The following is a 21,049-nucleotide window of genomic DNA, read 5'->3' as shown; positions in this document are numbered from 1 at the left end:
AGCCACGGGGACGTGCGCGGTAGCGTCGGGGGCATGACGTTCGACGCGATCCCGTTCCCGGTCATCGACGGCCACAACGACCTGCCGTGGGAGCGCCGCGAGACCCACGACTCCGGGGTCGAGGGCATCGACACCGAGGTCGACTCGCTGCACACCGACCTGCCGAAGCTCCGCGCCGGTGGGGTCGTCGGCCAGTTCTGGTCGGTCTTCGTGCCCGTCGACGAACCGGACCCGGTGCGGACGACGCTGCAGCAGATCGACCTGGCGCAGCGGATCATCGAGCGGTACCCGGAGTCGCTCGCACTGGCCCGGACGGCGGCCGAGGTCCGGGCGGCGGTCGAGTCCGGCCGGATCGCGTCGCTGCTCGGCGCCGAGGGCGGGCACTCCATCGGCGACGACCTGGCGGTGCTCCGCGACTTCGCCCGACTCGGCGTGCGCTACATGACGCTCACGCACAACGACGACACCCCCTGGGCCGACTCGGCGACGGGCTCGCGTCCGCACGGCGGGCTGACCGACCGCGGCCGCCAGGTGGTGGCCGAGATGGAGCGGATCGGCATGCTCGTCGACCTGTCCCACACCGCACCGGCGACCATGCGGGACACCCTCGACGTCGCCACGCAGCCCGTCGTCTTCAGCCACTCGTCCACCGTCGCCGTCGACGACCACCCGCGCAACGTGCCGGACGACGTGCTCGCCCGGTTGTCGGACAACGGCGGCATCGTGATGATCACGTTCGTGCCGAAGTTCGTCTCCCGCGACTGGGCGGACTGGGAGGACGCCGGCTCGGTGGGGGAGCCGCCGCTCGTGACGGTGTCGGACGTCGCGGACCACGTCGAGCACGCCCGCGACCTCGCCGGCGCAGCACACATCGGCCTCGGCGGGGACTACGACGGCACCCCGGTGCTGCCGCCGGACCTGCGCGACGTGTCCCGGTACCCGGTGCTCGCCTCCGAGCTGCAGCGGCGCGGGTGGGGAGCGGACGACCTGCGGGCGCTCGCCGGGGGCAACGTGCTGCGGGTGCTCGAAGCGACCGACGAGCGGTTCGCGCGGACGGCGTTCGTGCGCTGACCCTGGCCATGTGCCCTCACACGTGACGTCCATACCGATTCGTGGACGGCGCGTGCCAGCAGCCCCCACGATCGGCGGATGACTGATGGATCGACGCTCCCGGCCGAGTACGAACACACGTTTCGAGTGATCCGCGAACAGGTGACCGCGACGCGGCATCGCGTGCAGCTGGCAGCGAACGCGCAACTGGTGCACCTGTACTGGTCGATCGGCACGGTCCTGCTCGAGCGGTCGAAGAGCGGGCAGTGGGGGAGCGGTGTCCTGAACCGGCTCGCCGACGATCTGCGAAGCGAGTTCCCGTCGATGAAGGGGCTCTCGGCGACGAACCTCAAGTACATGCGGCAGTTCGCGGCGGCCTGGCCTGAGGAAGCATCAATTGGTCCACAGCTTGTGGACCAATTGCCGTGGGGGCACATCCGTGCTCTGCTCCCAGTGCCGGAGCCTGATCGCCGGGCTCGGTACGCAGTAGCTGCAGTTCAGGGCAGCTGGTCGCGCAGCGCGCTCGTGCACAACCTGCGAACCCGTGTCCTGGAGCGCAGCGGGACTCCGCCAACGAACTTCAGTCGTCTCCTGGACGAAGACGGTGCCGATCTGGCTCGGCAGATGACCCGGGACCCGTACGTGCTCGACTTCCTCGCCGTCGACGGCGACCTCGACGAGCGAAAGCTCGAGCGCGCACTGGTGCAGCGGATCGAGGAGACCCTCCGCGAGTTCGGTACCGGGTTCGCATTCGTCGGGCGACAGGTGCACTTCGACGTCGACGGCAACGACTTCTTCGTCGATCTCCTCTTCTTCCACGTCGAGCAGCTCCGGTACGTCGTCGTGGAACTCAAGACCGGAGAGTTCCGGCCGGACAACATCGGGCAGCTCTCGTTCTACGTCGCCCTCGTCGACGACAGACTGCGTCGCGACACTCACGCTGCGACGGTCGGTCTGTTGCTGGTCGCAGGCAAGAACGACGCGGTCGTCCGCTACTCGCTCGGTACGTCGAGCGCGCCTGTCGGCGTCTCGTCGTACGAGTTCCTGCCTGCGGAGATCCAGCGAGCGCTGCCTTCGGAGGCGCAACTCCGGCGGGCGCTGCGGCCAGCGGAGGACGCTCAACCGTAGGTGGGGTACTGCGGCCAGCCCTCGGGGCTGTCCTCCCAGTCCTGCTGGCGGCCGTACGCGGTGCGGTCCATGATGTGCGCGACGGGCAGGATCGCCTCGGTCCCACGCGATCCGGTGGCGTACGTCAGGTAGGGCACGCCGTCGCGCAGCAGGTAGTACGAGTAGCCCGGCACCGGACCGTCGTAGTCGTCGTGGTGCAGGGTCCACCCCCAGTCGTCGTGGTAGCTCGTGGCACCCGACGACACCCACCGGTGCGGCCAGCCGTGCAGCTCTCGCCAGCGCTCGAGCTTCTCGATCCGAGCCTGCGAGACCATGGCGAACGCGATGCCCTCGTCGTCGAGCCGGCCCGTGTTCGCCGGCAGGTTGTCCACGGCCCAGGTGCAGCTCGGGCAGCCGTCGTCCCAGTCGGGCGCGAACATCACGTTCTGCACGAGGAGCAGGTAGCGGCCGTCGAACAGCTCGGAGAGCCGGACCGGGCCGTCGGCGCCCTGGAACTCGTAGTCCTCCACCTCGACCATCGGGAGTCGTCGGCGGGCGGCGGACACGCGGTCGCCGTGCCGGGTGAGTTCCTTCTCGTCGCGGACCTGGGTGGCGAGTGCCTCGTCGAACGCGGCACGGTCGACCACGGGCGGTGCGACCTCGGGTTGCTGCAGCTTGGACATGGCGACCTCCTCGTCGTTGCCCGGCACCGTACGCCCAGGTGGGCCACACGGCAACGGGGGCCCGATGTCGTGGACAGGAGCGCCTGGGGTCCGGTCGCTAGGATCGGGCGCACACCGCGCCTCCAGGAAGAGCGATGCGCGACCTGACCCGATGAGGACGGACCGGATGAGCGGCACGATCTACGACAACATCTCCCAGGCGTTCGGCAACACCCCGCTCGTCAAGCTGAACCGGCTGCCGAAGGCGGGCGGCGCCGAGGTGCTGGCCAAGCTCGAGTTCTACAACCCCGGCGCCAGCGTGAAGGACCGCCTCGGCGTCGCGATCATCGACGCGGCCGAGCAGTCCGGCGACCTGCAGCCGGGCGGCACCATCGTCGAGGGGTCGTCGGGCAACACCGGCATCGCCCTCGCGCTCGTCGGTGCGGCCCGCGGGTACAAGGTGATCATCACGATGCCGGAGACGATGAGCGTCGAGCGTCGTGCGGTGATGCGCGCCTACGGCGCCGAGATCGTGCTCACCCCCGGTCCCGAGGGCATGAAGGGCGCGGTCGAACGCGCCGCCGCGATCGTCGACGAGACGCCCGGCGCGATCCTCGCCCACCAGTTCGAGACCGCTGCGAACGCCGCGATCCACCGGAAGACCACCGCTGAGGAGATCCTGCGCGACACCGAGGAGCACGTCGACGTGTTCGTCGCCGGCGTCGGGACCGGTGGCACGATCACGGGTGTCGGCCAGGTGCTCAAGGAGCGCGTGCCCGGCGTGCAGATCGTCGCGGTCGAGCCGAAGGACTCCCCGCTGCTGACCGAGGGCAAGGCCGGACCGCACAAGATCGCGGGCATCGGTGCGAACTTCATCCCCGAGGTCCTCGACCAGTCCGTCATCGACGAGGTGTTCGACGTCGAGCTCGACGACGCCCTGCGTGTGGCGCGGGCGCTCGCGACCGACGAGGGCATCCTCGCCGGCATCTCGTCCGGCGCGATCATCCACGCCGCGCTCGAGATCGCAGCGCGACCCGAGAACGCCGGCAAGCGCGTCGTCGCGATCGTCTGCGACACCGGGGAGCGCTACCTGTCGACGGTGCTCTTCGAGGGACTCACTGCGTGAGTCGTCCCGTCCGACGAGGCGTGCTGCGGACGGTCCGGGAGGACCTGGCCGCAGCACGCCGCGGCGACCCCGCCGCCCGTGGTGACCTCGAGAACGCGATCGTCTACTCCGGGCTGCACGCCATCTGGACCTACCGCGTGACGCACCGGCTCTGGCTCGCCAGGGGCCTGCCCGGATCGCGGTTCGTCGCACGGGTCATCGGCCAGGCAGCACGGTCGGTGACGGGCATCGAGATCCACCCTGGCGCCCGCATCGGCCGACGGTTCTTCATCGATCACGGCATGGGCGTCGTGATCGGGGAGACCGCGGTGATCGGAGACGACGTCGTGCTGTTCCACGGGGTGACCCTGGGCGGGCGCGGTGGCGACCACGGCCCAGGAGCCCGCCGGCATCCGGTCGTCGGCGACCGCGTCGTGCTCGGCGCGGGATCGTCCCTGATCGGGGCGATCAGCATCGGGCAGGACTCCGTCGTGGGTGCGAACACCGTGGTGACGAAGGACGTCCCCGCGGGGTCGGTCGTCACCGGGGTCGCCGGGACCGCCCGCCCGCGGTCCGGGCACGAGGGCGTCCCGACGCTCTGAACGCCCCGCCGCATCGACGGGGCGTCCGAGGGCCAGCGGTTCGGTGCGTCAGCGCGTCAGCGCTTCGGCGCGTCAGCGCCTCAGCTCTTCTCGCAGGCGATGCCGTCGGCGTCGGCGTCCATCTTCTTGTTCGCCTTGTACAGGGCGTCGTCCTTCTTCACCGTCCCCTTGAGAGCGCGGTAGGTCACCGTGCCCTTCGAGGTGACCTTGTTCTTCGTGACGGACTTCTTCGCGATGCCGCCCGAGTACACCTTGTGCACCGCGGTGCAGTTGGCGTAGGTCTTCGGGGCGGCCTGCGCGGTGGAGGCCCCACCGACGACGACGGTGGTGGCGAGGACTGCGGTGGCGGCGGCGATGCCGAGGGTACGGATGATGCGCACGGGTTCCCCCTGGAACGAGTGGGTGATCGCCGGAGCGACCGCCGCGTCGGGTACGCGGCGACCTGATCCTACGATGTGAACGACGCTCATGACATGCCCCCGAACAGGTCCGGTCCGCGAGCCGCGGTGTCGGGCGTCTGGGGCATGCTGGGTGCATGGACGGCGCGCAGTTGCACGAGATCGCGAGTCGCACCGCGATGGGCCTGCCCGCGGTGTTCGAGACCGAGCCCTTCGGCGAGGGCGCCCTGGTCTACAAGGTCGTCGACAAGATGTTCGTCATGACGAGCGAGCTCCGTGGTGTGCCGATCGTCAACCTGAAGTGCGCGCCACCGCACGGGGCATCACTCGTCCGCGACCACGCCGAGATCACACCGGGGTGGCACATGAACAAGCGGCACTGGATCACGCTCGCTCCCGGTGACGGCATCGACGAGACCCTGGTCGAGGACCTCGTCGCGAACGCCTACGACCTGGTCGTCGCCGGGTTGCCCCGAGCGAAGCGGCCCCTCGACCCGACGCGTGGCGACTGATCAGGAGCTGGCGGCTGCCGAGGACCGGGCGAGCACCTTCGAGACGTCGCGGACGACCTTCGGCGCGAGACGCTCCCCGGACTCGAGCACGGCACGGGCACGCTCGGGGGTCAGCCCCGCGAAGACCTCGCCGATCGTCACGCCGTGCTCCGGCCGGTACGTCACGACGACCGGGTCACCTGCTGCCACCGGGCCGGACTTCACGACCCGCAGGTACGCGCCCGGACGGCCTTCCTCGGTGAACCGCCGGACCCACTTGTCGACGCCCATCCGGCGCGCGAACGTGCCGCACGGGATCCGCGGGATCGTCACCTCGAGCTCCAGCGTCTCGCCGATGCGCCACCGCTCGCCCGTCACGGCCCCGGTGACGTCGACACCCGTGGTCCGCAGGTTCTCGCCGAACAGGCCCGGCGGGATCTCGCGCTCCAGCGACGCGGCGAAGTACGCGGCGTCCTCGTCGGCGTAGGCGTACACGGCCTGGTCCTCGCCGCCGTGGTGCTTCCGGTCGGCCTGGACGTCGGCGTACAGCCCGAGCGGTCGGACCCGGACCTTGCCGTCGACCGGACGCTTGTCGATGGCGGTGACGCCGATCGTGCCGGAGTCGGGCAGCAGGCGGTCGACGCGGCAGACGGCGGTGACGAGCGACATGTCTCCACTCTGGCGGAAGTGTGACGAGAAGTGTGACGATCCGCCGGTTCGGTGCGTCACACCGGTGAGGGACCATGCCCGGTGGTCCGACCGAGGAGTTCCCATGCTCGACGACGACATCGTTGCCGTCCGCCTGACCTCACATGGCAGGCACGCACCGACGCACGGGTTGGTGCAGGCCCGGATCCGTTCGCTCAGCTCCCGACCGGTCGGCCCGCTGCGGGTCGTCCCCGTCCGCAAGCGCGTCCAGCGGAACACCATCCACCACCAGTAGAAGGAAAGCGTGCACCACCAGTCCCTCGCCGAGCTCGACGACGCGGTCCTCGCCGGCCGGTCGTCCGATGGCGACGTCCGGGCCTTCGAGGTCCTGATCCGCCGCTACACGCCGCTCCTGCGCGCCTACGCCCGTCGGACCCTGGGATCGACCGACGAACTCGACGACGTCGTGCAGGAGACCTTCATCACCGCGTGGGACCGCCTTGACCGGCTCGAGGACCACGCCAAGGTGAAGTCCTGGCTGATGCGGATCCTCAGCCGGAAGTGCCTGGACCGCATCCGGGCCCGCCGGTTCCACGACGACGTCACCGAACTCGAGGTCGCCGCACCCGCCGACGACGCTCCCGACCGGGTCGCCGAGGCCCGCTCGCGCGAGGAAGCGGCGGAGACGGCGCTCGCTGAACTGCCCGAAGCCCAACGACGCTGCTGGATCATGAAGGAGGTGCTCGAGTACAGCTACGACGACATCGCCGCAGAACTCGACCTGCCTCCCTCGACGGTCCGCGGACTCCTGTCCCGAGCGAGGAAGAACATGATCCGACTCATGGAGGGATGGCGATGAGCGACCTCGACGCACTCGAACTCGACGACCTCGACGGCCACTCCATCGACGAGCTCGCCGACTACCTGGACGCCGGCATGCAGCCGCCGGACCCCACCATCGACGGCTCACCCGCGTGCCAGAACGCCCTCGCGGCGATCCTGCGCGTGCGGCACGCGTCGCTCGGCTCCCTCGAGGCCGCCGCCCGCGACGAAGCCCCGGCCGACGAGTCGTGGATCGGCGGCGTGCTCGCCAACATCTCGTTGGAGTCCCGCTCCGGACGGGACGTCCCGCTCCGCGCGCAGTCCGAGTCGGAGCGCCCGGTGATGACCGAGGGAGCCATCCGATCGCTCATCCGCCGGACCGGCGACGGTGTTCCCGGCGTCCTCGTCGCCCGGTGCCGGCTCGAGGGCGACGTCACCGAACTCGCCGCACCGATCCGCGTGGTCGTCGAGGTCGCGATCATGTCGGGTCCGTCGATCGTCGCGACGGCGGACCTGGTCCGCACCGGGGTCGCCCAGGCGCTGGCCGAGCAGACCGACCTGGTCGTCGAGTCGATCGACGTGGTGGTCCGCGACCTGCTCGAACCGCAGCCTGACGCCGACGCCGACGACCCGCACACCGACACCGGCACCGAGATCGACACCGAGGGGACCCGATGAGCACCACCGACGACACCCTCGCCGTGGTCGAACAGGCCGTGGTCGACGTGCCCGGCGTCGCCGACCTCTACCGTGCCCGCCCGACCGTGGCCAGCACGGTCAGTGCCGTCCGCGGCATGGCGTCCAGCACGACCCCCGCACGCATCGTGGTCGACGACGGCGTCTTGCGGGTCGTCATCGGCACCGACGGACACCGTCCCGCGCCCGAGGTCGCCCGCGCCGTGCACGACGTCGCCCTGTCGACGGCGTCGGCGCACGGCCTGGCGCTCGCGCGGGTCGACGTGCGGGTCGCGCGGGTGGGGTGAACCCGGCTCGTCAACGCGACACAGTCCCGTCACCGTGCACGGACCGTCCCGCTGAAGCGACAGAATCCCGTGAACAGTTCGCGGGATTCTGTCGCTTCGGCGACGGCGGACGGGAGGCCCGTGGCGGCACCGCCACGGGCCTCCCGTCCGACCCCCGGTCGCGTCCTCAGCGCACGCGGTTCGTCCCCGGCCGCCGCTCGGCGACCTCGAGCACCACGACGATCGCGGCGACGAGCAGCGCGGTCGCGACGAGGGAGACGTCGGGCACCGCGATCGTCGCGAGGATCGCGACGGCGAGCACGACGACGATCGCGTTCCACCCGGCGGACAGCGACGGCCGGAGTGCGAGCGCCCAGATCGCGAGCACGAACAGCGCGACCGGGACGGCCACGGTCGCAGCGACCGTGGCGTGCGACAGGTCGGCCTCGCCGGCGTCCGCGCTGACCGCGACCTCGATCCCGGCCGGCAGTGCACCCGCGGCGGCGAAGACGAAGTAGTGGCCGTAGCCGAACACGAGCGCGCTCGGCAGGTTCCGGATGTGGTCGTGCTGCTCGCGCGAGAAGTAGATCCACCAGAGTCCGGCGACGATGACGAGCCCGGCCGCGGCCAGGACGAGCAGCGACGCGAGGTGGTCGGCCTGGGCGATGCCGTCGATGACCGCGTTCGCCGAGGCGACGAGTCCTTCGCCCAGCACGATGAGGGTGAACAGCGCGTACCGCTCGGCGATGTGGTGCGTGTGCCACGGCGTCGTCTCGCCCGTGCCCTCGGCGATCGGCGGGACGGAGACCTCGAGCAGGACGAGGACGGGGAACGCCCACGCCGTCGATCCCTGCGGCAGCGCGAGCATGCCGACCCAGAGCGCCTGGACGACGACGATGCCCACGGCGTACCGGAGTGCGGTGCGGCGGTACCGCGAGGACGACACGGCGACGCGGAGCCACTGCGCCACCATCGCCAGGCGCATCACCACGTAGCCGATCACCGGCACCGTGAAGTCGCCCTCGGTCATGGCGGCGTGCACCCCGGCGGCGAGCACGAGCACGCCGGCCATCTGCACGAACGTCGTGACGCGGTACAGCCAGTCGTCGGTGTCGAACGAGGTCGCGAACCAGCTGAAGTTCAGCCACGCCCACCAGATGGCGAAGAACACCATGGCGTACGCCACCACCGCGGAGCTGACGTGCCCCTCGGTCTCGATCTCGTGCAGGTTGGTGGCGGCGAAGCCCACCGCGACGACGAACACCAGGTCGAACAGCAGTTCCAAGGGGCTCGCGGCACGGTGTCCCTCGGCGGGGTCGCGGGGCGCCATCCGGCGCAGTCCGATCGTCGTCACCCGGCATGCCTACAGGACGAACGGCCCCGGGCGGTACCCGGGGCCGTTCGACGTGCAGGTGCGTGGGCCAGCAGGCGGCCGGCCCGCGCCGCTCAGTAGAAGTTGCTCGCCTGCGAGTGCGCCCACGCCGAGCACGGGGTGCCGTACGCGGCGCTGATGTACTGCAGGCCCCACTTGATCTGGGTCGTGGCATTGGTCTGCCAGTCGGAGCCGATGGTCGCCATCTTCGAACCGGGCAGCGCCTGCGGGATGCCGGTCGCCCCGCCGTTGGCGTTGACGGCCTGGTAGTTCCAGCCCGACTCCTTGGTCCACAGGTTGTCGAGGCACTGGAACTGGTCGGAGCCCCAGCCGTACTCGGACGACGCCAGCGAGGTCGCCGTCGCCTTGGCACCAGCGACGGTGTTGCCCGCCGCCAGCTTCTGTGCGGCCTCCGCTGCTGCGGCGGCGGCCCGCTTCTCGGCGGCGGCCTTCGCGACGGCGGCCGCCTTCGCGTCGACGTCGCGCTTGTCCTGCGTGGCGCTGGCCTGCGCGACGTGCGCGGTCGACTCGACGGTCGACGAGATGCGCGTCGTGAGCGCGGCGCCGGACAGCTCCGGGTAGTCACTGAGCGCGTCGATGTGCTGCTCGAGCGAGGCCGTGTCGGTCTTGGCGTTCGCCGTCGTCATCACGGTCTTCGCGGTGGAGATGGTCGCCGCTGCCTGGGCACGGTCGAGGGCGGTGCCGCGCAGGGCGGGCTGGGCCGTCGCGGACGCACTCGCGGTGCCGGTCGGCATGCCGAGCGCTTCGCCGATGGCGGGCTGGGTGCCGATCGTGAGGGCACCGCCGGCGACGGCGAGGACCGCGGCGCCGCCGACGATCAACGTCGCACGGTGTCGGAGCGCACGGTGGCGGAGGGCGCGGCGCACACGCCGGCTGGGGGAGTTCAGGGCCTCACGTCGGGTCGAGGCGGTGGTGGTGGGGAGGTCGGGGGTGTGTCCTGGCATCGGTTCCGGTGGTCGGGCGGTTCGTGGTGCGGGACTCCGGGCTGCGCGACGCGTCGGGGACGGTGAGCGATGCTGCGCGCGTCGAGGTGCGCGCAGCAGGGGGAGTCCGGCGAACCGGGGAGGACCGGACGGTGGTGTGGGGCCCGTCCGTCCGCCGCGACCGGCCCTGGGGAGGCCGCCGTCGGGCGAAGCCGACACGATGACTCGTCAGACTGGATGACGCGTCCAGGATCGCTGGCAGAACCGTCCGTCCACCCGTTGGTAACGGTTCGGTAACGGCCGGTTCGGACCTAGAACGTGTGAGGTTCCTGGGTGCGGTCGCCCTGGGCGACGCGTTCGAGGGCGTCGAGCGCTCCGGCGATCGCGGTGACGTCGGACTCACCGAGCTCCGCGATGAGCTCGGCGACGATCCCGGTGCGGTCCGAGCGTGCTCGTTCGACCGCTGCGATGCCCTCGTCGGTGGCCGAGACCATGAAGGCCCGACCGTCTCGGGGGTCTGCCTCGCGCGCGATGAACCCGCGTTGTTCGAGCTCGGTCAGGATGCGGGTCATCGTGGGCTTCGTGACCACCTCGATCCGCGACAGGTCGCCCGGGCGCAGGGGTCCTTCGCGCTGGATGGTGGCGAGGGCGGACACGATCCCGTACCCGAGCGAGGCCGAGTCCGTCCGTGCTCGCCGGTTGATCCGTCCGACCGCCGCGGCCAGACGTGCGGCGACCTCGGTACGGTCCGTCGATCGAGGACTCATGTGCTGCTCCGGGTGGGCGATCGGGTGGTCGCCAGCGATGCTATCGGCTCGCCGGATCCGCAGTCTGGGAGCGTCGTGCGCGTCGGTCGCGGGCCAGGACGGGGTGTCCGGGAGGCCCGTGGAACGCGGACCGCCCGCCTCGCGTGCGCGAGACGGGCGGGTTCCTGTACGGCGGTACAGCCGGACTCAGTGCTTCTCGCCCGGCAGCTGGTGGATCGCCTCGGTCGCGAGCTCGGCGGCGACGTTGTCGCCGGACTCGGTCGCGGTGCGCAGCCGACGGAAGTCCGCGGTCATGCGGTCCCAGTCGACGAGCTCGTCGAGGTTCGGCAGGCGCAGGCGGAAGGCCAGTCCGTCCATGGTGTCGCGGCACACGCGTTGCAGGTTCTCGTTGCCGCACTCGGCGACGTAGAGCGCGAACACGTCGAGCGAGTCGTGGTTGACGGCGGGGACGTCGTGCGACTCGAGCTCGGCGATCGTCTTGTCGAGCTGCGCGAGGATCTTCTTCCGTGCACCCGCGCCGAGGCGCGGGACCGCGAGGCGGACGACACCACCGAACAGCACCCCGAGGGTCTGCATCGCCTCGATGACCTCGGCGGGGTTCGGCGTCGTCACGCGCGTGTACCGGTTCGGCGCCATCTCGATGAGGCCGGCGCGGGAGAGCTGGCTCAGCGCCTCGCGGATCGGGGTGCGGGAGACGCCGAGCCAGGCGATGAGCTCGTCGTCGTTGAGCCGCTCGCCGGGGACGAGCGTGCCGTCCATGATCGCGTCGTGGATCTTGTGCCGGACGGTGTCGCGGAGTAGTTGGTGCTCGGTCGGGGCGCTGCGGGGGACCGGCATGGGTTCTCCTTCGATCGGGGCGCGGTCAGTGCACGCGCACCGATCAACGTACCTGATATGAGACCGGCGTTCCGCTCGGCTCAGCGCGTGTCACCGGGCGGCATCGTCCGTGGCGTGGTCCCTCACCGCACGACCCCACCCCAGGCGTACCGCACCGTGGTGCCGTCGACGACGAGCAGCGAGTCGGGTGCCCGGTCGAACAGCCCCGGCATGCCGACGGCGTCGGGCAGGTCCCCCTCGAGCCGGTCGAGGTGCGCGGCCCGAACGGTCAGCGGCGGGTGCTGTCGCTGCCAGAACAGCGTCTGGGCCAGGTACCGGGCGTGGATGCCGGCGCGGGTGGTGAGCTCGGCGGCGAGTGGCGTGTCGACGACGTCACCGGCGGTGACCCGGATCGAGGCCGCGTGCCGGGGTCTGGCCGTGCCCGAGGGGCGTTCCTGCCGCAGCGACCGCGCCCAGCGCACCGGGTGCAGTGCACGTGCGGGGTGCCGGACCGACCGGTGCGCGACGACCTCGCCGCGGCGGCGCGACCGGGCGTGCGCGAAGGTGTACGGCACGCCGAGCAGCGCGTGCGCGGCCACGATCGCCGGCACGTTCGCGGTGTCCACGGTGCGGTACGCGACCCCGCGTCGGCCCTGGTCGTCCACGGTCAGGACCTCGATGGTGACCTCGGTCATGCGGCCGAGGCGGCCGGCGGAGGGGAACGGCGGCACCCGCGTCTCGTGGAAGACGTACGCGGTCAGTCCCACCCAGGCGCTGCCGTCGACAACGTCGGGGCGCGTCCCCCGCGGGACGAGTCGCGCCAGTGCGCCCGGGTCGTGTCGCCAGTGCGCGAAGACGATGTCGTCCCACGCGTGCTGGGTCACCGGCCGGTGCAGCAGTGGTGCGGCCGCACGGGTCCAGGACGGCTGGGTCACCGCTTCGGTGCGTGCCGACCGACGCGCACGGCCCACAGGACGAGCGGGGCCTGCAGCGGGAGCCGCAGCACGGAGACGAGGCGCATCGCCCGGGTCGAGCGCGGGCTGTCGAGCAGGTCGTTCGCCATCTTCACGTTCGCGGGGAAGACCGCGGCGAACAGAGCAGCTGCAGCCCACCCCGAGGCCCGGCGAGTGGCCGGGAACACGAGCCCGGCGGCGATGCCGAGTTCGGCCACGCCGGACGCGACCGTCGTCAGCCGCGGTGGCAGTGTGTCCGGCACGATCCGGTCGTAGTGGCGCGGCTGCAGGAAGTGGGTGACGCCGGCCCCGCCGAGCAGCACCGCGAGCAGTGTGGCAGTCCGGGTGGCTCGTTTGATCCGCTCACGTCGTCGCATGCCCCCATCGTGCTCGCCCGTCCTCGGAATCAGGTCAGTGCGGTCGCGACGAGGTCGAGGACCGCCGCCGCCACCTCGGCCTTCGTGCCCGAGGTCTCGCGGACCACCTCGCCGCCCGGCACCAGGACCTCGATCGCGTTCTCCTCGCGCTCGAACCCGGCCGACCAGCCGACGTGGTTCACGACGAGCAGGTCGGCGGGCTTGCGGGCGATCTTCGCGCGGCCGAGTGCGATGCGGGCGTCGCGGTCGGGTTCGGTCTCGGCGGCGAACCCGACGATGACCTGCCCGGTGCGCCGCGCCGCCACCAGGTCGGCGAGCACGTCGGGGTTCCGCACCAGCTCGAGCGTCATCCGCTCGCCCTGCGCGTCCTTCTTGAGCTTCTCGGCGAGGACCTCGGCCGGCCGGTAGTCGGCGACGGCAGCGGTCATCACGACGACGTCGGCATCGACCGCCGCGGCGTGCACGGCCTCGGCGAGCTCGAGCGCTGACCCCACCGGCACGACGGTCGCGTCGATGCCCGCGGTCAGGCCGGCCTCGACGTTCGCGGCGACGACGGTGACGACGGCGCCGCGCGCCGCTGCGTCGGCGGCGATCGCCAGGCCCTGCCGACCACTCGACCGGTTGCCGACGAACCGCACGGGGTCGAACGGCTCGCGGGTGCCCCCCGCGCTGACGACCACGCGGACACCGGACAGGTCGCCCTGCTCGCCACGGGCCCCGGCGCCGGACTGCGTCCCCCCGTGGGTGCCGGCGCGACGCCCCGCGCCTGCACCGGCCGGGTCGTCCAGCACGGCGAGCGCCGCGGCGACGATGTCCTCGGGTTCCGCCATCCGGCCGATGCCGGCGTCGTCGCCCGTCAAGGCGCCGACCACCGGTCCGACCAGGTGCACGCCCCGCTCGCGCAGGACGGCGACGTTGGCCCGGGTCGCGGGGTGCTCCCACATCTGCGGGTGCATCGCCGGAGCGACGACGACCGGGGCGTCGGTGGCGAGCAGCGTCGTGCCGAGCAGGTCGCTCGCCAGGCCGTTCGCCATCCGTGCCAGGGAGTCCGCGGTCGCCGGGGCCACCACGACCAGGTCCGCGCGACGGCCGAGGGCGACGTGGCGGACCTCGGAGACGTCGTCCCAGACGCTCGTGGTGACGGGGTTGCGGCTGAGTGCCTCGAGCGTCGGCAGCCCGACGAAGCGCAGCGCCCCCTCGGTCGGGACGACGTGCACCTCGTGCCCGCGCTTGACGAGGTCGCGGACCACGCCGACGGCCTTGTAGGCGGCGATGCCCCCGGTGATCCCCACGATGACGGTCAGGGTGCGCTCTGCTGCTGCGTTCACGCCGCTCACGCTACCGGGGGCACGTGCGAGGATCGACGGCATGTGCACCGTCGTCGTCCGCGTCGACCCCGGGTCCGCGTGGCCCGTCACCGTCCTCGCCCTGCGGGACGAGTCACCCGAGCGTCCGTGGGACCCGCCTGCTGCGTGGTGGCCCGATCGCGACCCCGGGGTCCGCGGTGTGCGCGACCGTGCTGCCGGCGGTGCGTGGCTCGCCGCCTCGGACCGCGCCGGACTGGCGGTCGTGCTCAACCGCGGCGAACCGGTGCCGAGTGTCGACGGCACGTGGACGACCCGCGGCGTGGTGCCGGTCGACGCCGTCGCCGACGACCTGCTGCCGGGACACGACGGCACGCTGCCGACCACCCGCGCGTTCAACCTGGTGCGGGCGACCGCCGACGGCGCCGCGGTCCTGACCTGGGACGGCACACGGGTCCGAACGACCGAGCTCGGCCCGGGCGTGCACATGGTGACGCACGGCGAACCGGACGACCCGGCGGCGCCGCGCATCGGGCGGTGGCTCGAGGCCTTCCGCGCCGCGGAGGCCCCGGTCGGGCCACCGGTGCTCGGACCCTTCGACGAACTCCGGACGGTGGACGCGGGCGACGACGCCGGAGACGGGTGGAGCGGCTGGTTCGGCGTCCTGGCCGAGTCTGCTGTGCTGCCGAGCGACCACCCGGACGCGATCCTCCGTGACGCGCACGAGGCCGAGGGGCACATGACGACGCTGTCGATCGTCGCCGCGGCGATCGGTCCGGACCGCACGGTCCTGCAGCACGCCCGCCTGACCGAACCCGGACGGTTGGACGGGTCGGTGGAGCTGCACCGCGCCTGACGCGGGCGGCGCACCGGACGCGCCACGGGCCTCCCGGCCGCGCCCCGCGCCCCGCGCTCAGAGGGGCGGGCGTGTCCCGGTGAGGTCCTCGGCGACGGCCCAGAGCGAGCGGGCGAGGTCGGCGCTCCGTGCCGACCCGGGGATCGAGACGGCGGTCGTCGGTCCGGTCAGGCCGAAGGGACCGGCCGGGCCGTAGTAGGCGCCACCGACCGCGTTCGGGCCGACCGCGGCGTAGAGCAGCGGCTCGGTGCCCTGCTCGACCGCCTGCGTGAAGGGGAGCGCGCGGTTGTTGGACCGCACCGGCTTCGCGCGTCCGAGTGAGCGCCCGGCCGACTGGAGGTTCGTGCGGGTGTAGCCGGGGTGCGCCGCGGTGCTGACGAGGGGGACGTCCGCCTCGACCGTCAGTCGGTGCAGGTGCAGCGCCAGGAGCAGGTCGGCGAGTTTGGACTGGCCGTAGGCGCGCCAGCCGTTGTACCCGCGTTCCCACTGCAGATCCCCGAATCGGATCCGGCCGGGGATCGCGGCGAGGCTCGACATGGTCGCGACCCGCGGTGCCTCGGCGCGCAGCAGCGAGGGCAGCAGCAGGTTCGTCAGCGCGAACGGGCCGAGGAAGTTCGTACCGAACTGCAGCTCGAACCCGTCGACCGTCTCGAAGCGCTGCGGCGGCGCCATGACCCCGGCGTTGTTCACCAGGACGTCGATCGGGCGGTCCTCGCCGACGATGCCGTCGGCGAAGCGGCGCACGCTCGCCAGGTCCGCGAGGTCGAGTTCGCGCACCTCGACGTCGGCGTTCGGGTGGGCTGCACGGATCTCGGCCGCGGCGGCATCGCCCTTCGCGGTCGTGCGCACGGCGAGCACGACGCTCGCGCCGGCGGCCGCGAGACGGGTCGCGGCTTCCTTCCCGGTGCCACTGTTGGAGCCGGTGACGACGATCCTGCGTCCGGTCTGGTCAGGGAGCTTCGGCATGCGGGCGACCGTACACGCGGGCGCTGGCCATCACGGCTCGGCCGTGCTATTTTGATGCAAACGCATGGAAGTGCGACCAGGAGGAACCATGAGCAACGCATTCGGCACCGACCGCCCCTCGGACGTCCCGCCGCCCGCACCCGAGCGGATCGGACGCGTGGAGCTCGGCATCGACACCTTCGGCGACGTCACCGAGCTCGCCGACGGCAGCCTCAAGTCCGACGCGCAGAGCATCCGCGACGTCGTGGCCCAGGCCGTCCTCGCCGACCAGGTCGGCATCGACTTCATCGGCGTCGGCGAGCACCACCGCGCCGACTTCGTGGTGAGCGCACCCGAGGTCGTCCTCGCCGCGATCGCCGCCTCGACCTCCCGCATCCGGATGGGCTCCGCCGTCACGGTGCTGTCGTCCGACGACCCCGTGCGCGTCTACGAGCGCTTCGCCACCGTCGACGCGATCTCGGACGGCCGTGCCGAGGTCATCCTCGGGCGCGGTTCCTTCACCGAGTCGTTCCCGCTGTTCGGCCACGAGCTCTCCGACTACGAGGTCCTGTTCGAGGAGAAGCTGCAGCTCTGGGCGGCCCTGCGCGGCGGCGACGCCGTCACCTGGTCCGGCACGAAGCGCGCGAGCCTGGTCGACCAGGACGTCTTCCCGAAGCTCGAGCACGGCGCCATCCCCACCTGGATCGGCGTCGGCGGTTCCCCGCAGTCGGTGATCCGTGCGGCGTCGTACGGCCTGCCGCTGTTCCTCGCCATCATCGGCGGGCAGCCGGCGCAGTTCGCCCCGTTCTCGCGGCTGTACCGTCAGGCGCTCGCCCAGCTCGACCTGCCGCAGCAGCCCATCGCGATGCACTCGCCGGGCTTCGTCGCGGCGACCGACGAGGAAGCCGCCGAGCGGTACTGGCCGTACCACAAGGCCGTCACCGACCAGCTCGGCCGGGAGCGCGGCTGGCCGCCCCTCGACGTCGCCGGCTACCACGCGGGCCTGTCCGCCGGTGGCTCGCTGTACGTCGGGTCGCCGGAGACCGTTGCGCGGAAGATCGCCCGGAACATGCGAATCCTCGGCGCCTCGCGGTTCGACATGCGGTACGCGACCGGTCGCCTGCCGCACGAGGACATGCTGCGGTCCATCGAGCTGTACGGCACCCAGGTCGCGCCCCGTGTGCGCGAGCTGCTCGCCGAGCCCGTCCCCGTCCCGTAGGCGATCACCCCGGCGGGCCCACCCTGCGAAAGCGACAGATCGCCGCGGAACGTTCGCGGCGATCTGTCGCTTTCGCGCACCCGTCGGCCGGGAGGCGCGGGTCGGCTCCGTCGGTCCGGCTCACGGGCACGCCGGGTACGGTCCACGGCATGCCGTCACGCCCCAGCACCCCACCCGTCGAGCGCCGGTTCCGCGGCCGGATCATGGGCGTCGGCACCACCTCGGGCGTCCGGATCGTCGTCGGGATGTGGGACCGCTCGCCGTTCGGGGCGTTCACCGACGTGTTCCTCGAGCTACCCGACGGCACCAGCGTGCTGCTCGCGCCGGACGAGATCGTCGCCGCCTACGTCTCCGGCACCTACCGGTTCGACACCGTGTCCGTGGTCGACGTCCGGGCCCGACGGACGGCCCGTGGCCTGGAGCTCGACGCCGGCGCCCTGCAGGTCTCGGTCGACGTCGGCACGATCTCACCGCTCGGCCGGGTGCTGCGCGTCGTGCCGAAGCCGATCGCCCGCGACCCGCGGTGGCTCGCCGCGATCGACCCGATCGCCCGGCTCGTCGCGCCCGGATCCGGCACCGCCGGCTCGGCGGGGAACGGCCGCCGCGAGTACTACGGCGTGACCGGGGCGCACGACGTCACCGGCGTGCGCGGGACCTGGGCGGGAGAGCCCCTCGGCACCCTGGCGCCGCTCGACCCGCCCGTGGCGTTCGGCTTCGCGTCGATGCCGCGGGTGCCGCAGGTCGTCGACGTCGAGACCACCATCCGCGAGCCCGCCTGACGCGTTCCGTACGGGTGCATCTTCCGACGATCCACCACCGGATCGACTCGTGGACTGTCGCTCGTTGCGCATGCATCCGGTGCGTGTGCATGTTCCGACGATGCACGCGGTGATCGTCTGGTGGAGTGTCGCTGTGTGCGGACGCATGGAGCGCGCCGGACCGGGTGCGGGCACTGCGGACCGGCCACCTGCGTGGCCGGAAGTGTCCGGGGGAGTCGGCACGGGCCTCCCGGTCGGGGTGGTGCTGCCACGTGCCGGACGCGCCCAGCGTCGAGGGGCACACTGGCGGGAACGGTACGGCCCCGCCGGACCCGCGGTCGAACGTCGGGACGGGTGGGGCGCACGACGCAAAGGAGCATCATGACCGACACGCAGACCGACCAGCGCGCCGCCATCTCGGACATCGTCCACGGCGCCCACACGGCCCTGTTGACGACGGTGAGCGAGGACGGCCAGCTGCACGCCCGGCCGCTCGCTGTGCAGGACAAGGCGTTCAACGGGACCCTCCGCTTCCTGGTGCAGGACGGCAGTGAGAAGGTCGACGACATCGCCAGGAACCCGCACGTCAACGTCTCCATCGAGTCGCAGGGCGGCTACCTGTCCATCGCCGGCACCGCCACGGTGACGCAGGACAGTGCCGTGATCGACGAGCTGTGGTCACCGTTCGCCGAGGCCTGGTTCCCGGACGGCCGCGACGACCCCTCGATCCGACTCCTCACCGTGTCGGGCGACTCGGTCGAGTACTGGACGCAGGACACCGGCCCGGTCGGCAGCCTCGTGCAGACGCTCAAGGCCGCACTCGGCAAGCAGAGCCAGCCGGACACCGGGGACCACGGGACCGTCGAGCTGTAGGGGCGGGGCGGGGCGGGCTCGGCTCGGCTCGAACCGACTCCGAACGACGGGACCGATGTCGTACGACGTCGGTCTCGTCGTTCGGAGTCGGAGCTGTCGTCGGGCCGCTGCTGGCGTCCCCGTCCTCGCTACGGAGGCCCGAGCAGCCAGAGCACCGCGACGAGCACCGGCTGCCCGGCCAGCGCCGCGGTGACGAACGTCCACCGCATCCACGGCTTCGCGACGAGCTCCGGCGAGCCGAACAACGGCGCCAGGGGCATGAGCAGCCGCGGGGTCGAGGCCATCGGCAGCGACACCGCGAAGATGTAGAGCGCGTAGGCGGCCGAGTACAGCACGGTCGTCGACCCGAGCCGCTTCGTCGACCGGCGGAGCAGCCAGATCGGGAACCCGACGAGCAGGAACACCACGATCAGGATCCCGCCGACGCCGAGCCAGCGCCCGGCGATGAGGAACCACGGCGACAAGGGCACGAAGTCCACGCGGCCGATGAAGTTCACCCACCACGACATCTCGGTCTCGAGGTAGGCGTTCGGCGTGCCGGTCACGTGCGACGCGATGACCGGCCACGCGAGACCCGCCACCACCATCACGGCACCGGCGGCCACGACCTGCACCTGCTCGCGGAGCGGGAAGGTGTCGAGCACCCGCCCGGTCTCACGGCGAGCCCGGACCCACCGCACCAGGGCGATGACCCCGAGCACGAGCGGGACAGCCAACGCACCCGGACGGGTGAAGGCAGCGGCGACCCCGAGCACGGTGAGCAGCCCGTACCGGCGACGCTCCAGGGCGAGCAGCGCGCCGAACGTGAGCGCGAGGAACATGCTCTCCGCGTACCCGACCTGCAGCAGGAACGACAGCGGCCCGCACGTGAAGAAGAAGACTGCCCACATCGCGGCGGCGTTGCCCGCACGGTCACGGACCAGGCGGTGCAGCAGATAGGTCGCCAGCAGACCGGCCAGCACGGAGATGAGCGGGGCGCCGACGGTGAACGGCAGCCCGGTCGATGCGGTGAGCATCCGGATCGTGAACGGGAACGCCGGCAGGAAGGCCCAGGCGTTCTGCGCCACGTTGCCGACGGCGTCGAGCGGCAGCACGTCGGGGTACCCGTGCAGCGAGATCTGCTCGTAGTACTGACCGTCCCAGGCGGTGAGGAACGCCGTGAAGCCGTGCCCGTTGCCCCAGATGGCGTTGTCCGGCATCGCCCGTCCGATGAGCGGGTACGCGAGTGCCAGCCACAGCGTCGACACGATCCGGCCCCCGGTCCAGACGAGCAGCACGGCCGCCCACGCCGGCAGGGAGGTCACGGTGTCGAGTGCGCGGCGCCGTCCGGTCGCGGCGGTCCCGGTGACCGCGCCGTCGAGCCGGCTCATGCGCGTGCTCGGCGCGAGCCCGTGCACGCTCGGCGGCGTTCGGGCAGGGAGGACGGCACCCGGCCAGGGTAGTCGCCCTCCACCTGGGTGGTCGGTGCGGCACCCCGGACGGGAGGCCCGCCCTGCGTTCTGCAATACGGAATCGGTCGGGTGCGTGGTCGGCTCTCGAGGCGGCCTTCCGCCTAGCCTGGAGTCCGCCCACGACCGACGAACCACAGGAGCAACCGTGCCGAACCCCACCGCGCCGAAGACCGCCATCGTGACCGACAACGCCCCGAAGCCCGCCGGGCCCTACAGCCAGGGCATCGTCGCCAACGGCTTCATCTACACCGCCGGGTTCGGCCCGCAGGACCCCGCCACGGGTGCGATCGCCGACGACGTGGCTGGTCAGACCGCGCAGGTGCTGGCCAACGTCGCAGCGGTCCTGGCCGAGCACGGTGCCACCCTCGACGACGTCGTGAAGTCCACGGTGCACCTCGAGCACTCCGACCGCGACTTCCCGGCCTTCAACGAGGAGTACGCGAAGCACTTCTCGCAGCCGTACCCGGTCCGCACCACCGTGCAGTCGCACCTGGCGAACATCCTGGTCGAGATCGACGTCGTGGCGGTGCTGCCGAGCGCTTCGTGACGTCGGCGCAGGCTGTGTGA

The 21,049-nt window shown here is 71.9% G+C and carries 26 protein-coding genes; 14 read left to right on the top strand and 12 right to left on the bottom strand.

Going from position 1 to position 21,049, the window contains the following annotated elements; genetic code table 11:
* Nucleotides 1-33 precede the first annotated feature (33 nt).
* A complete protein-coding gene (locus EDF23_RS12460; protein ID WP_131921800.1) occupies nucleotides 34-1,071 on the top strand; it encodes a dipeptidase in 1,038 nt (345 codons plus the stop codon).
* A gap of 78 nt (nucleotides 1,072-1,149) precedes the next feature.
* Nucleotides 1,150-2,178: a PDDEXK nuclease domain-containing protein gene (locus tag EDF23_RS12455; RefSeq protein ID WP_131921799.1), complete on the top strand. Its 1,029-nt coding sequence runs from the start codon at nucleotides 1,150-1,152 to the stop codon at nucleotides 2,176-2,178.
* Here the strand turns inward: EDF23_RS12455 and EDF23_RS12450 are convergent.
* Nucleotides 2,169-2,840 (bottom strand): DUF899 family protein, encoded by a 672-nt coding sequence (locus EDF23_RS12450; protein ID WP_131921798.1) that lies wholly within the window; start codon nucleotides 2,838-2,840, stop codon nucleotides 2,169-2,171. The two genes, EDF23_RS12455 and EDF23_RS12450, sit on opposite strands and share 10 nt — an antisense overlap.
* A gap of 166 nt (nucleotides 2,841-3,006) precedes the next feature.
* On the opposite strand from EDF23_RS12450, the gene cysK reads away from it, so the two are divergent.
* Nucleotides 3,007-3,945, top strand: a complete 939-nt coding sequence (gene cysK / locus EDF23_RS12445; protein WP_123292013.1) for a cysteine synthase A — start codon at nucleotides 3,007-3,009, stop codon at nucleotides 3,943-3,945.
* On the top strand, nucleotides 3,942-4,526 hold the full coding sequence (gene epsC, locus EDF23_RS12440; protein WP_235035942.1) for a serine O-acetyltransferase EpsC: 585 nt from the start codon (nucleotides 3,942-3,944) through the stop codon (nucleotides 4,524-4,526). Before cysK ends, epsC begins: the two co-directional genes overlap by 4 nt.
* Nucleotides 4,527-4,606: 80 nt before the next feature.
* Here the strand turns inward: epsC and EDF23_RS12435 are convergent, their stop codons facing one another.
* Nucleotides 4,607-4,906 (bottom strand): excalibur calcium-binding domain-containing protein, encoded by a 300-nt coding sequence (locus EDF23_RS12435; protein ID WP_243648909.1) that lies wholly within the window; start codon nucleotides 4,904-4,906, stop codon nucleotides 4,607-4,609.
* A gap of 155 nt (nucleotides 4,907-5,061) precedes the next feature.
* Between EDF23_RS12435 and EDF23_RS12430 the strand changes: the two genes are divergently transcribed.
* The gene (locus EDF23_RS12430; RefSeq protein ID WP_131921796.1) at nucleotides 5,062-5,436 is read left to right on the top strand and encodes an MmcQ/YjbR family DNA-binding protein; all 375 of its coding nucleotides are present in this window, start codon (nucleotides 5,062-5,064) and stop codon (nucleotides 5,434-5,436) included.
* Here the strand turns inward: EDF23_RS12430 and EDF23_RS12425 are convergent, their stop codons facing one another.
* Nucleotides 5,437-6,084 (bottom strand): MOSC domain-containing protein, encoded by a 648-nt coding sequence (locus EDF23_RS12425; protein WP_123938558.1) that lies wholly within the window; start codon nucleotides 6,082-6,084, stop codon nucleotides 5,437-5,439.
* A gap of 103 nt (nucleotides 6,085-6,187) precedes the next feature.
* On the opposite strand from EDF23_RS12425, the gene EDF23_RS19260 reads away from it, so the two are divergent.
* The 4 genes from EDF23_RS19260 to EDF23_RS12410 are packed head-to-tail and all read left to right on the top strand — an operon-like array spanning nucleotide 6,188 to nucleotide 7,868.
* Entirely contained in the window at nucleotides 6,188-6,358 is a 171-nt protein-coding gene (locus EDF23_RS19260) for a hypothetical protein (protein ID WP_165901117.1), read from the top strand.
* Between the two features lie 9 nt (nucleotides 6,359-6,367).
* Nucleotides 6,368-6,922 (top strand): RNA polymerase sigma factor, encoded by a 555-nt coding sequence (locus EDF23_RS12420; RefSeq protein WP_111084365.1) that lies wholly within the window; start codon nucleotides 6,368-6,370, stop codon nucleotides 6,920-6,922.
* On the top strand, nucleotides 6,919-7,563 hold the full coding sequence (locus EDF23_RS12415; protein WP_131921795.1) for a hypothetical protein: 645 nt from the start codon (nucleotides 6,919-6,921) through the stop codon (nucleotides 7,561-7,563). The genes EDF23_RS12420 and EDF23_RS12415 overlap by 4 nt, the downstream gene beginning before the upstream one ends.
* Entirely contained in the window at nucleotides 7,560-7,868 is a 309-nt protein-coding gene (locus EDF23_RS12410) for a hypothetical protein (protein ID WP_131921794.1), read from the top strand. The genes EDF23_RS12415 and EDF23_RS12410 overlap by 4 nt, the downstream gene beginning before the upstream one ends.
* A gap of 166 nt (nucleotides 7,869-8,034) precedes the next feature.
* Here EDF23_RS12410 and EDF23_RS12405 read toward each other — a convergent pair whose 3' ends face one another.
* From EDF23_RS12405 to EDF23_RS12375, 7 genes are all read right to left on the bottom strand, one after another.
* Nucleotides 8,035-9,201 (bottom strand): low temperature requirement protein A, encoded by a 1,167-nt coding sequence (locus tag EDF23_RS12405; protein ID WP_131921793.1) that lies wholly within the window; start codon nucleotides 9,199-9,201, stop codon nucleotides 8,035-8,037.
* A gap of 92 nt (nucleotides 9,202-9,293) precedes the next feature.
* The gene (locus tag EDF23_RS12400; RefSeq protein ID WP_131845753.1) at nucleotides 9,294-10,184 is read right to left on the bottom strand and encodes a phospholipase; all 891 of its coding nucleotides are present in this window, start codon (nucleotides 10,182-10,184) and stop codon (nucleotides 9,294-9,296) included.
* A 290-nt stretch (nucleotides 10,185-10,474) separates the two neighbouring features.
* The gene (locus EDF23_RS12395; RefSeq protein ID WP_131921792.1) at nucleotides 10,475-10,930 is read right to left on the bottom strand and encodes a MarR family transcriptional regulator; all 456 of its coding nucleotides are present in this window, start codon (nucleotides 10,928-10,930) and stop codon (nucleotides 10,475-10,477) included.
* Nucleotides 10,931-11,116: 186 nt separating this feature from the next.
* A complete protein-coding gene (locus EDF23_RS12390) occupies nucleotides 11,117-11,767 on the bottom strand; it encodes a GntR family transcriptional regulator (RefSeq protein WP_131921791.1) in 651 nt (216 codons plus the stop codon).
* Between the two features lie 122 nt (nucleotides 11,768-11,889).
* Nucleotides 11,890-12,681 (bottom strand): DUF2071 domain-containing protein, encoded by a 792-nt coding sequence (locus EDF23_RS12385; RefSeq protein ID WP_165901116.1) that lies wholly within the window; start codon nucleotides 12,679-12,681, stop codon nucleotides 11,890-11,892.
* On the bottom strand, nucleotides 12,678-13,076 hold the full coding sequence (locus EDF23_RS12380) for a hypothetical protein (RefSeq protein ID WP_123938564.1): 399 nt from the start codon (nucleotides 13,074-13,076) through the stop codon (nucleotides 12,678-12,680). Before EDF23_RS12380 ends, EDF23_RS12385 begins: the two co-directional genes overlap by 4 nt.
* Nucleotides 13,077-13,105: 29 nt before the next feature.
* Nucleotides 13,106-14,380: a bifunctional phosphopantothenoylcysteine decarboxylase/phosphopantothenate synthase gene (locus EDF23_RS12375; RefSeq protein ID WP_131921852.1), complete on the bottom strand. Its 1,275-nt coding sequence runs from the start codon at nucleotides 14,378-14,380 to the stop codon at nucleotides 13,106-13,108.
* A gap of 64 nt (nucleotides 14,381-14,444) precedes the next feature.
* Here EDF23_RS12375 and EDF23_RS12370 point away from each other — a divergent pair, with 64 nt between their 5' ends.
* Nucleotides 14,445-15,236: an NRDE family protein gene (locus EDF23_RS12370; protein ID WP_165901115.1), complete on the top strand. Its 792-nt coding sequence runs from the start codon at nucleotides 14,445-14,447 to the stop codon at nucleotides 15,234-15,236.
* Between the two features lie 57 nt (nucleotides 15,237-15,293).
* On the opposite strand, the gene EDF23_RS12365 is transcribed toward EDF23_RS12370, so the two are convergent.
* On the bottom strand, nucleotides 15,294-16,202 hold the full coding sequence (locus EDF23_RS12365; protein WP_123938565.1) for an SDR family oxidoreductase: 909 nt from the start codon (nucleotides 16,200-16,202) through the stop codon (nucleotides 15,294-15,296).
* Between the two features lie 88 nt (nucleotides 16,203-16,290).
* Here EDF23_RS12365 and EDF23_RS12360 point away from each other — a divergent pair, with 88 nt between their 5' ends.
* From EDF23_RS12360 to EDF23_RS12350, 3 genes are all read left to right on the top strand, one after another.
* A complete protein-coding gene (locus tag EDF23_RS12360; protein ID WP_216834442.1) occupies nucleotides 16,291-17,400 on the top strand; it encodes an LLM class flavin-dependent oxidoreductase in 1,110 nt (369 codons plus the stop codon).
* 149 nt (nucleotides 17,401-17,549) lie between these two features.
* Nucleotides 17,550-18,179 (top strand): hypothetical protein, encoded by a 630-nt coding sequence (locus tag EDF23_RS12355; RefSeq protein WP_123292027.1) that lies wholly within the window; start codon nucleotides 17,550-17,552, stop codon nucleotides 18,177-18,179.
* 360 nt (nucleotides 18,180-18,539) lie between these two features.
* Entirely contained in the window at nucleotides 18,540-19,031 is a 492-nt protein-coding gene (locus EDF23_RS12350; protein ID WP_123292028.1) for a pyridoxamine 5'-phosphate oxidase family protein, read from the top strand.
* A gap of 128 nt (nucleotides 19,032-19,159) precedes the next feature.
* Here EDF23_RS12350 and EDF23_RS12345 read toward each other — a convergent pair whose 3' ends face one another.
* Complete coding sequence (locus EDF23_RS12345; RefSeq protein WP_131921788.1) at nucleotides 19,160-20,401, bottom strand: hypothetical protein; 1,242 nt, start codon at nucleotides 20,399-20,401, stop codon at nucleotides 19,160-19,162.
* A 226-nt stretch (nucleotides 20,402-20,627) separates the two neighbouring features.
* On the opposite strand from EDF23_RS12345, the gene EDF23_RS19645 reads away from it, so the two are divergent.
* A complete protein-coding gene (locus EDF23_RS19645; RefSeq protein WP_235035960.1) occupies nucleotides 20,628-21,029 on the top strand; it encodes a Rid family hydrolase in 402 nt (133 codons plus the stop codon).
* Nucleotides 21,030-21,049: the final 20 nt, after the last annotated feature.

This window comes from Curtobacterium sp. PhB128, assembly GCF_004340725.1.
Lineage (GTDB): Bacteria > Actinomycetota > Actinomycetes > Actinomycetales > Microbacteriaceae > Curtobacterium.
Note: the sequence above shows the minus strand (reverse complement) of the source record. Positions and strands in the feature narration are given on the sequence as shown.

What these genes read in the sequence shown, in the direction of transcription:
- EDF23_RS12380 (WP_123938564.1), bottom strand. Translation starts at nt 13,076, where the DNA reads ATGCGACGACGTGAGCGGATCAAACGAGCCACCCGGACTGCCACACTG.
- EDF23_RS12390 (WP_131921791.1), bottom strand. Translation starts at nt 11,767, where the DNA reads ATGCCGGTCCCCCGCAGCGCCCCGACCGAGCACCAACTACTCCGCGAC.
- EDF23_RS12400 (WP_131845753.1), bottom strand. Translation starts at nt 10,184, where the DNA reads ATGCCAGGACACACCCCCGACCTCCCCACCACCACCGCCTCGACCCGA.
- cysK (WP_123292013.1), top strand. Translation starts at nt 3,007, where the DNA reads ATGAGCGGCACGATCTACGACAACATCTCCCAGGCGTTCGGCAACACC.
- EDF23_RS12345 (WP_131921788.1), bottom strand. Translation starts at nt 20,401, where the DNA reads ATGAGCCGGCTCGACGGCGCGGTCACCGGGACCGCCGCGACCGGACGG.
- EDF23_RS12460 (WP_131921800.1), top strand. Translation starts at nt 34, where the DNA reads ATGACGTTCGACGCGATCCCGTTCCCGGTCATCGACGGCCACAACGAC.
- EDF23_RS12355 (WP_123292027.1), top strand. Translation starts at nt 17,550, where the DNA reads ATGCCGTCACGCCCCAGCACCCCACCCGTCGAGCGCCGGTTCCGCGGC.
- EDF23_RS12430 (WP_131921796.1), top strand. Translation starts at nt 5,062, where the DNA reads ATGGACGGCGCGCAGTTGCACGAGATCGCGAGTCGCACCGCGATGGGC.
- EDF23_RS12395 (WP_131921792.1), bottom strand. Translation starts at nt 10,930, where the DNA reads ATGAGTCCTCGATCGACGGACCGTACCGAGGTCGCCGCACGTCTGGCC.
- EDF23_RS12455 (WP_131921799.1), top strand. Translation starts at nt 1,150, where the DNA reads ATGACTGATGGATCGACGCTCCCGGCCGAGTACGAACACACGTTTCGA.
- EDF23_RS12425 (WP_123938558.1), bottom strand. Translation starts at nt 6,084, where the DNA reads ATGTCGCTCGTCACCGCCGTCTGCCGCGTCGACCGCCTGCTGCCCGAC.
- EDF23_RS12370 (WP_165901115.1), top strand. Translation starts at nt 14,445, where the DNA reads ATGTGCACCGTCGTCGTCCGCGTCGACCCCGGGTCCGCGTGGCCCGTC.
- EDF23_RS12365 (WP_123938565.1), bottom strand. Translation starts at nt 16,202, where the DNA reads ATGCCGAAGCTCCCTGACCAGACCGGACGCAGGATCGTCGTCACCGGC.
- EDF23_RS12450 (WP_131921798.1), bottom strand. Translation starts at nt 2,840, where the DNA reads ATGTCCAAGCTGCAGCAACCCGAGGTCGCACCGCCCGTGGTCGACCGT.
- EDF23_RS12350 (WP_123292028.1), top strand. Translation starts at nt 18,540, where the DNA reads ATGACCGACACGCAGACCGACCAGCGCGCCGCCATCTCGGACATCGTC.
- EDF23_RS12410 (WP_131921794.1), top strand. Translation starts at nt 7,560, where the DNA reads ATGAGCACCACCGACGACACCCTCGCCGTGGTCGAACAGGCCGTGGTC.
- EDF23_RS12415 (WP_131921795.1), top strand. Translation starts at nt 6,919, where the DNA reads ATGAGCGACCTCGACGCACTCGAACTCGACGACCTCGACGGCCACTCC.
- EDF23_RS12360 (WP_216834442.1), top strand. Translation starts at nt 16,291, where the DNA reads ATGAGCAACGCATTCGGCACCGACCGCCCCTCGGACGTCCCGCCGCCC.
- EDF23_RS19260 (WP_165901117.1), top strand. Translation starts at nt 6,188, where the DNA reads ATGCTCGACGACGACATCGTTGCCGTCCGCCTGACCTCACATGGCAGG.